Origin of the sequence: Roseomonas sp. GC11 (assembly GCF_024437745.1) — a bacterium.
In the GTDB taxonomy this organism is placed as follows: domain Bacteria; phylum Pseudomonadota; class Alphaproteobacteria; order Acetobacterales; family Acetobacteraceae; genus Pseudoroseomonas.
Genome location: NZ_JANFNY010000033.1, coordinates 26,896 through 34,603 on the forward strand (window position 1 = coordinate 26,896; position 7,708 = coordinate 34,603).

General features: G+C 74.2%; 6 protein-coding genes and 1 pseudogene. 4 read left to right on the forward strand and 3 right to left on the reverse strand.

What is annotated here, in order from left to right:
- Positions 1-19 precede the first annotated feature (19 nt).
- On the reverse strand, positions 20-3,076 hold the full coding sequence (addB, locus tag NON00_RS12095) for a double-strand break repair protein AddB (protein WP_256021200.1): 3,057 nt from the start codon (positions 3,074-3,076) through the stop codon (positions 20-22).
- A 147-nt stretch (positions 3,077-3,223) separates the two neighbouring features.
- On the opposite strand from addB, the gene NON00_RS12100 reads away from it, so the two are divergent.
- A complete protein-coding gene (locus NON00_RS12100; RefSeq protein WP_256021202.1) occupies positions 3,224-4,009 on the forward strand; it encodes an MBL fold metallo-hydrolase in 786 nt (261 codons plus the stop codon).
- Positions 4,010-4,029: 20 nt separating this feature from the next.
- On the opposite strand, the gene NON00_RS12105 is transcribed toward NON00_RS12100, so the two are convergent.
- The gene (locus NON00_RS12105) at positions 4,030-5,256 is read right to left on the reverse strand and encodes a CCA tRNA nucleotidyltransferase (RefSeq protein WP_256021204.1); all 1,227 of its coding nucleotides are present in this window, start codon (positions 5,254-5,256) and stop codon (positions 4,030-4,032) included.
- Between the two features lie 121 nt (positions 5,257-5,377).
- Here NON00_RS12105 and NON00_RS12110 point away from each other — a divergent pair, with 121 nt between their 5' ends.
- From NON00_RS12110 to NON00_RS12120, 3 genes are all read left to right on the forward strand, one after another.
- Positions 5,378-5,614 (forward strand): CsbD family protein, encoded by a 237-nt coding sequence (locus tag NON00_RS12110; protein WP_256021207.1) that lies wholly within the window; start codon positions 5,378-5,380, stop codon positions 5,612-5,614.
- Positions 5,615-5,795: 181 nt separating this feature from the next.
- Entirely contained in the window at positions 5,796-6,146 is a 351-nt protein-coding gene (locus NON00_RS12115; RefSeq protein WP_256021209.1) for a hypothetical protein, read from the forward strand.
- A gap of 42 nt (positions 6,147-6,188) precedes the next feature.
- Entirely contained in the window at positions 6,189-6,800 is a 612-nt protein-coding gene (locus tag NON00_RS12120) for an ankyrin repeat domain-containing protein (protein ID WP_256021211.1), read from the forward strand.
- A 21-nt stretch (positions 6,801-6,821) separates the two neighbouring features.
- On the opposite strand, the pseudogene NON00_RS12125 reads toward NON00_RS12120, so the two are convergent.
- Positions 6,822-7,708, reverse strand: a pseudogene (locus NON00_RS12125) (hypothetical protein); the annotation flags it as partial.

A 7,708-nucleotide genomic window follows, 5' to 3' on the forward strand; every position in this document is an offset into this window, starting at 1 on the left:
CCAGCCCTGAAAGAAAGAATCAGGCATCTTCGGCGGTTCCCCATTCGGCGATGCGGGCGAGGTGGTCATGGTCGGTGCGCTGCGGTCGCCGCCGGGGGTGCGGCCGGGCGACGAAGCGCCGGTTGCCGAGCAGGAAGGCGCGCAGCAGGGCGGTGGTCTGGTCCACCGCATCGGCGCCGAGCGTCCCCGGGTCGCCCTTCACCGGCTGGATCTCGCCCGGCGTGCCGCCGCCGGTCAGCCGCCAGTGGGCCATGGCCGAGACGGGGGCGGGGTGGACGCCCTGGAAGCCCCCGGCCTCGGCCATCGCCGCTTCCAGCGGCATCTGCGGCGCGCGGCCATCGGTCATTTCCTTCGCCGTGGGCGGCATGCCGGTCTTGTAGTCGATGATGGCCAAGGTGCCGTCCGCCAGCTCGTCGATGCGGTCGGCGCGGCCCTTCAGGCGCAGCTGGCGGTTGGCGATCTCCAGGAAGCCCGCCACCTCGGCATGGCGGCGGCGGATGGCGCGCGCGGGGTCGGCCTGGGCCTGGGCATGGGCCGCCTCCTCCTCCGCCACGACGAAGCCGCCGATGCGGGCGAGGCGCGGGCGCCAGAAGGCCAGCAGCCCCGGCCGCGCGGCGGCCTCGGAGAGGGCTTTCTCCGCCTCCTCGGCGAACCAGAGCGCGGCCTTCTCGCGCCCCGGCCAGCCGCCGGGGGCATCGCCCAGCCGGGCGGTCCAGCCGGCCATCACCTGGTGCACGATCTGGCCATAGTCGGAGGCGCCGACCTCGGCATCCAGCGGCTCCACCGGCACCAGGCGCAGCACGCGGCGGGCATAGTAGCCATAGGGGTCTGCCATCAGGTCCGCCACCTCGGTGATGCTGATCTCGCGCGGGCGGAATTCAGGGGGCGGGGCGGGGGCGGGGCGGGGCCAGGGGCGCACGGCCTCCGGCATGTCCAGCCGCGCCGCCCAGCCCAGCGCCGGGTGGCGCGGGAGCGACAGCCCCCCCTCTTTCCCCCCCTCTTTTCTCTGGCCCCCGAGAAAAGTTTCCAGCCGCGTCAGCCAGCGGCTGGGCACGGTGGGGGCGCCGGCGCGCTTGCGGGCGCGCGCCAGCACCACGCGCGGCGCGGAGGAGGCGGCCAGCATGAAATCCGCCGCCACGCGGCCGATGCGCGATTCCGGCTCGGGCAGGCCGAAATCGGTCCGCATGGGGCGGCTCATCCAGGGGCCGGGGTCGGTGGCCTGCGGCCAGACGCCTTCCTCCAGGCTGCCCAGCACGGCGAGGTCGAAATCCTGCAACCGCGCCTCCAGCAGGCCGAGGATGGCGATGCGCGGGTGCTGCGCGTATTCGCGCCCGCGGCCGATGCGCACCCCCGGCGCCGCCGGCCCCTCCAGCAGCACGTCGAAGAGCGCGGGCCAGGAGGCCGGGCTCATCGGCGGCAATTCGCGCAGGGCGGGGGGCAGGGTGGAGAGGAAGACGGCCAGCGGCTCGCCCTCCTCCCCCGAATAGAGGCGCAGGCCGCCCGGGCGGTCGCGCGCCGTGGCCAGGGCCTCGGCGGCGTTCATATGGGCTTCCAGCAGATCGGCGGGGGGGCGGGAGGGCGCGTCCGGCAGTTCCTCGAAGCCGGCCAGGGCGGTTTCGAGGGCGGCCAGCAGCTTCTCCACCGTGGCCAGCAGGGCGGCATCCTTCTCGCGCCGGAAGGCCTCGCGCGCGCGGGCGCGCAGGCCGGGCAGGCCGGGCGCCGGGCGCGGCCCGCGCAGGGCGCGCCGCTCGAAGAGTCGCACCGCCTCCATCCATTCCGAGCGCGTCATCCCCCCCGCCGCCAGCGGGTGCTTCAGCAGGGAGAGCAGCGGCACAGGCGCGAAGCCCTCCGCCACGGTGCGGGCGATCAGCCGCAGGAAGGCGCCGGTGGGCGTCTGCCCCAGCGGCTGGCCGGCGGAATCATCGGCCACCACGCCGTGGCGCATCAGCTCGGCGGCGACGCGGCGGCCCAGCTCGCGGTCCGGGGTGATCAGCGCGGCGCGGGTGCCGGGCGTCTCCAGCGCCTCGCGCAGCAGCAGGGCGATGGCCACGGCCTCGGCCTGGACATCCGGCGCGTCGAGAAAGGCGAGGCCCTTCAGCGCCGGGGCCCAGTGCTCCGGCCGGCGGTGCAGCCAGGCCTCGAGGCCGGCGGCGGGGCGCAGGGCGCAGGAGATCAGCTCCGCGCGGCGGATCAGCGCCGGGCTGCCATCGCCATTGCCGGGCCAGGGGCGGAGGTCCTTCGGCGTCGCGTCCATCGCCGAGAGCAGCCGCACCTGGCCGGAGAGCGGATGCGTCGGGCTCTCGCCGATGGCGGCCCAGAGCTCGGGGGAGAGTTCGGGGGATTTCACCTCGCCCGCGCCATGCAGCACGACGCAGCCCTGCGGCATCTGCGCCACCACTTTCAGCAGCGCCGCCGCCGCCGGGATGGTGCCGCCCGCGCCGATGCCGGCGGCGATCACCGGGTCGCGCGGCGGCTCGCGCGTCCAGGCCTCGGCCTGGGCCTTCAGCGCGGCGACGCGGCGGGGGCCGATATCCATCAGCCCCTTCTCGGCCAGCCAGCCCTCCCAGGCGCTGAGCACGCCGCGCAGGAAGGTCAGCGTCACCTGCCAGTGGGTGGCGAATTCCTCCGGCACCAGGGTTTCCAGCCGGGAGAGGTCGCAGCCCTCCAGCGCCGTCTCGTCCAGCCACTCGGCCAGGGCGGTGGCGAGGCGCCAGGCCTGTTCCGGCGTGGCCGGGCCGCCGTAGCGCGAGGGCAGGCGCATCACCAGCGCCGTCAGCACCGAATGGCGCACCGCCGGTTCCACCGCCGGGGGGAGGTCCAGCAGGGTGGGGAGGGAGAGCTCGTCCGCCTCCTGGGTGGACAGGCCGGTCAGCGCATGCATGCGCGGCAGCAGCAGCGTCTGGCCCCCCGAGGCGCGCAGGAACGCCTCCCGCAGCGCCAGCGCGGCGCGGCGGGTGGGGAGCAGGATCGTCGTGCGCGACAGGGCCAGGGGGTCCTCAGACCCGACCCAGGACAGAACGCCCTCGGCCAGCGTGCCAAGGAAGGGCAAATGCGCCGGAATCTCATAGAGCCGCATGGGGTGCCTCCGCCGGATCGGGTGTGGCCCGCGGGAGAGACGAAAGCAAGAATGGGGGGCTCCGCCCCCCAAACCCCCCGCCGGGGGAACAGGGTTCCCCCGGACCCCGCCATTCGTCAGAATCGCCCCAGGCCAGGGGGGAGCAGCATGGAGATCGTGCGGGGGGCGGGGGTGGATGAGCGGGTGCTCATCCTGCGCGCGGGGGAGGAGGTGGATGCGGTGCTGGTGCGCACGCGGCGCTTCTGCGTGCTGGTGGACACGCTCGCCACGCCGGAACTCTGCGCCCGCGCGCTGGAGGAAGTGAAGGGCGCGCCGCTGCTGGTGGTGAACAGCCACATGGACTGGGACCATTTCTGGGGCAATGCGGCGGTGGCGGGGGCGCCCATCCTGGCGCATGAGGCCGCCCTGGCGCGCTTCCACGACCCGGCCACCGCCCGCACCCTGCGCGAGAAGGCCGCCGCCGAGCCGCGCTTCGCCGGGGTGGAACTGGTGCCGCCCAGCCTGACCTTTTCCGGCGAGATGGTGCTGCATGGCGGCGACCTGACGCTGCACCTGCTCCACACCCCCGGCCATACCCCGGACCATGTGGCGGTGTGGATTCCCGAGATCGCCACCTGTCTCGCCGTGGATGCGGTGGAACACCCCATCCCCGAGGTGTGGAGCGATGACCCGGCGGATCTCGTGGCGCTGCGGGCCTCGCTGGCGCGCATTGCCGGGCTGGGGGCGCGGGTGCTGCTGCCCGCGCATGGCCAGACCACCGACCCCGCCCTGGCCACCCGCAACATCGCCTATTTCGACGCGCTGGAAGCCGCCCTGCGCGCCGGCCAGGAACCTTCCCTCCCGGTTGGCGCCGTCATCCCCCCCACCCAGCGCGCCTTCTACGAGTCCTGCCACGCGAGCAATCTGCGCGCGATGCAGCGTTTCATCAGCTGAAGGCGGGGTCCGGGGGGATCCTATCCCCCCGGCGGAGGGGGCATGGGGGTGGCGGCGCCTCCCCCATTCTTTTTCAGCTCGCCGAGGCATTCTTCCAGAGTCGCCCGGCACCCCTGGGCCATCCACCATGCCCGGACCCGCGCCAGGGCCTGCCCGATGGCTGGCCCTGGCGGCAGCCCGGCGGCGATGGCATCGCGCCCCTGCAACGGAAAGACCGGCCGTGGCGTGCCGAGGATGCGCTCCCGCAGCGCCGCGCGGTCCTGCCCGTCCCGCGCCTCCGCCACCCAGGCGAGATCCTGCGCCAGATCCGCCGGATGCTCCGCCAGCAGCCGGCGCAGATCATCCTCACCGAGACCGGGCGCGGGCGGCGGCAGGGTGAGCAGGGCGCGCAGGCGTTTCGCTTCCTCCCCCGAGAAGCGCAGGCGGCGCGCCAGGGCCTCGGGCGCCATGCCCTGCGGCAGCAGCAGGGCCAGGCGCAGCAGCGGCGCCGCCGGGGCCTGGCTGCGGGCGAGGGGGGTGATGTCCCCCGCCTCCGGCAGCACCGCGGCGAGGACGCCGGTCTCCCGCATCAGCGCCAGGGCGGTGGCGGGCTGCGGCCCTTCCAGCAGGCGCTTCAGCTCCATCCACACGCGCTCGGCGGAGAGGCGGGGCAGGCCGGGCACGGCGGCGCGCAGGGCGTCCAGCGCCACCGGCTCCGGCGCGCCCCGGCCATAGCGGGCATGGAAGCGGAAGAAGCGCAGCACGCGCAGATAGTCTTCCGCCAGCCGTGTCGCCGGGTCCCCCACGAAGCGGAGCCGGCCGGCGGCGAGGTCCTCCCGCCCGCCGAAATAGTCCCAGAACCGGCCCGCCGCATCCATCGACATGGCGTTGAAGGTGAAGTCGCGCCGTGCCGCGTCCTGCCGCCAGTCGGTGGTCCATTCCACGGTGGCGTGGCGGCCATCGGTGGCGAGGTCGCGGCGCAGGCTCGTCACCTCCACCGGCTCATGGGCCAGCACGGCGGTGACGGTGCCATGGTGCAACCCCGTCTCGAACACCTTCAGCCCGGCGGCCTGGAGGCGGGCGGCGATTTCCTCCGGCGGGTAGGGGGCTGCGACATCGACATCATGGACGGGCCGGCCCGCCAGGGCATCGCGCACCACCCCGCCCACGGCGCGGGCGCCGGGCAGAGCGGCCAGCACGGCGGCGGGGGTGCCCCGGAGCAGCCATTCAGGCGGGGGGAGGTGGTCGGTCGGCGGGTCGTCGGTCATGGCGGCGCAAGGCACCACGCGCCGCCGCCCCGCGCAACCGGCGCGCATCCTTCGTGGCGTTGCCGCGTTCTCCCCCCATGCGGCCCGCGAGGCCGGACCCGCCAGACACAGGAGAGCCAGAATGGACGAAAACCGCATCACCGGCGCCGCGCGCGAAACCGCGGGCCGTGTGGAGGAAGCCGCGGGCGCCGTGGCCGGCGATGCCGGGCAGCGTGCCCGTGGCGCCTATCATCAGGCGCAGGGCCAGGCGGAGAATGCCGTGGGCCAGCTTTGTGACCATGTGCGGGAACAGCCGCTGACCTCGCTCGCCATCGCGGCGGGGATTGGCTACATCCTGGGGCGGCTGCGAATCCTCTGATATTTTAGAAGCTTTTTCCCATTTGGCGTCCCGCTTCCGGCCTGATGCGGGACGCCAACCGGAAAAGTTTTTTGGTTCTTTTTTTCAAAAAAGAACATTTTTTCTTATTGTTTCTCCCCTGGCCTGCCCTCTTTGAACCCTGCTCCACCGGGTCTATCCCTTGGGGCAGGAGGACCATGCCATGCGCCGTCTCTTGCCCTTTGCCTTTCTGCCCCTGCTGGCGGCCTGTGCCGCGCCGGGGCCGACGCTGGAGCAGCGCCTGGCGACTTTCGTCAACCGGCCGGAGGGCGAGCTGGTTGCCCAGCTTGGCGTGCCGGTGCGCAGCTATGAGGCCGATGGGCGGCGCTTCCTGCAATTCGAGCAGCAGAGCACCGTGGCCGTGCCCGGGGACCCCTATCCCTATGGCTTTGGGGGCTATCGCCGCGTCTGGGATGTGCCGCCGAGCTATGCCGTGGTGCGCTGTGACATGACTTTCGCGCTGCGCCAGGGTGTCGTCGAAAGCTTTACCACGCGCGGGCAGGGCTGCCGCTGAGCCCGCTTCGCCCGCGCCGGAAAATGGTTTAGAGAGGCCGATATGCGCCGTCTTCCCAAGCTTGCCTTGCTGCCTTTCCTGTCTGCCCTGACGCTGGCCGTGCCGGCCGGGGCGCAAAGCCTGCGCGGGCCGATGACGCCTGACGCGCCGCAGCAGGCGCCGCGCAAGGAGCCGCCGGCCCTGCCGGGCCTCGCCGGCCGTGGCCGTGCCCCCGTCATCCCGGCTGAGCCGGGGCAGCAGGCGCTCGGCCCCACCGAGGCGCTGTTCGATGCCATCAACCGTGGCGACATGAGCGCGGCGCGCGATGCCATGGCGCGCGGTGCGGACCTGAACGCCCGCAATGTGCTGGGCCTGACGCCGATCGACTCCGCGGTGGACCAGAACCGCACCGAGATCGCCTTCTTCCTGCTGGCCGCGCGCGGCACGGTGGTGGGGGGTGGCGACCCGATGCCGCCGCCGCCGCCCGGCGCGCCGCGTGGCCCCGCCGCCGCTCCGGTGCGCAGCGCCCGTGCCCAGCCCGCGCCCGGCCCGGCTTCCCCCACCACGGTTTCGGCGCCGCGCGCCCAGCCGGTGGCGCCGCGCGCGCCCTCCGACCCTGGCACCCCGCGCCCGGACAAGGGCTTCCTCGGCTTCGACGCCAGCCAAGGCGGCTGACGCCCTACCCCTGGACCGGCGCTAACGCCCCTCCCGCCGCCACGCCACCAGGGCGAGGCCCAGCACCAGCGGCAGCGCCGCCCAGGGCGGCAGCAGCGGCAGGGCGGCGATGCCCGTCACCAGATGGTCCTCGTTGCGGCGCAGCCCGATCCAGCTGCTGCCTGAGGCTTCCCGCCCCAGCGCGACGCGGCGCAGATCCGGCAGGGCAGGGCGCTCCCCCTGGCTTGTTCCCATCTGGCTTGCCCCCCCTTGGCCCAGCCAGTGGACGCCGCCGCCGGTGGCCTGGGCCAGCGCCTGACCGCGCCCCGGATCGGCGCGCAGATCGGCGATTTCCAGCGGATTGGCGGCGGCGGCGGCGGCGAAGGCGGTGCGCCGCCCATCGCTCACCTGCCAGACGCCGGGCATCTCCGCCGGCATCTCCAGCACCGCCTGCCCGCCAGCCCCGGTTTCCGCCCGGCGGCGCGTGGTGGTGCCATCCGGCGCGGTGATGGCCAGTTCCGGCGGCGGCCCGGCCTCCACGCTGCGGCGGGTGACGCTGAGGGTGCCGCCCTCGATCCGCGCCACCAGATCCTCCTCCTCCAGCTCCGGCTCCTTCATCAGCCAGTGGGCGGCGCGGCGCAGCAGCTCGGCCTGCGGCCCGCCGCCATCATGCCCGCGCGACCACAGCCAGATCTGGTCCGACAGCAGCAGGGCCACGCGGCCCTCCCCCACGCGGTCCAGCTGTAGCAGAGGGGCGCCGTCCGGGCTGTCCATCACCGTCAGCCCGCTCTGCGGATCGGCGCGCAGATGGCGGTACCAGCGGCCCCAGGCCGGTTCCGTGGCCCCGGCATTGGCGCCGGTCAGCCCCTGCGTCACCGGGTGGCGGGCGCCGGCCTCGGTCACCCGCGGGGGGGGGGGGGGGGGCGCGC

Coding starts and splice junctions, on each gene's coding strand:
- NON00_RS12105 (WP_256021204.1), bottom strand. CDS start 5,256: ATGACCGACGACCCGCCGACCGACCACCTCCCCCCGCCTGAATGGCTG.
- addB (WP_256021200.1), bottom strand. CDS start 3,076: ATGCGGCTCTATGAGATTCCGGCGCATTTGCCCTTCCTTGGCACGCTG.
- NON00_RS12115 (WP_256021209.1), top strand. CDS start 5,796: ATGCGCCGTCTCTTGCCCTTTGCCTTTCTGCCCCTGCTGGCGGCCTGT.
- NON00_RS12110 (WP_256021207.1), top strand. CDS start 5,378: ATGGACGAAAACCGCATCACCGGCGCCGCGCGCGAAACCGCGGGCCGT.
- NON00_RS12100 (WP_256021202.1), top strand. CDS start 3,224: ATGGAGATCGTGCGGGGGGCGGGGGTGGATGAGCGGGTGCTCATCCTG.
- NON00_RS12120 (WP_256021211.1), top strand. CDS start 6,189: ATGCGCCGTCTTCCCAAGCTTGCCTTGCTGCCTTTCCTGTCTGCCCTG.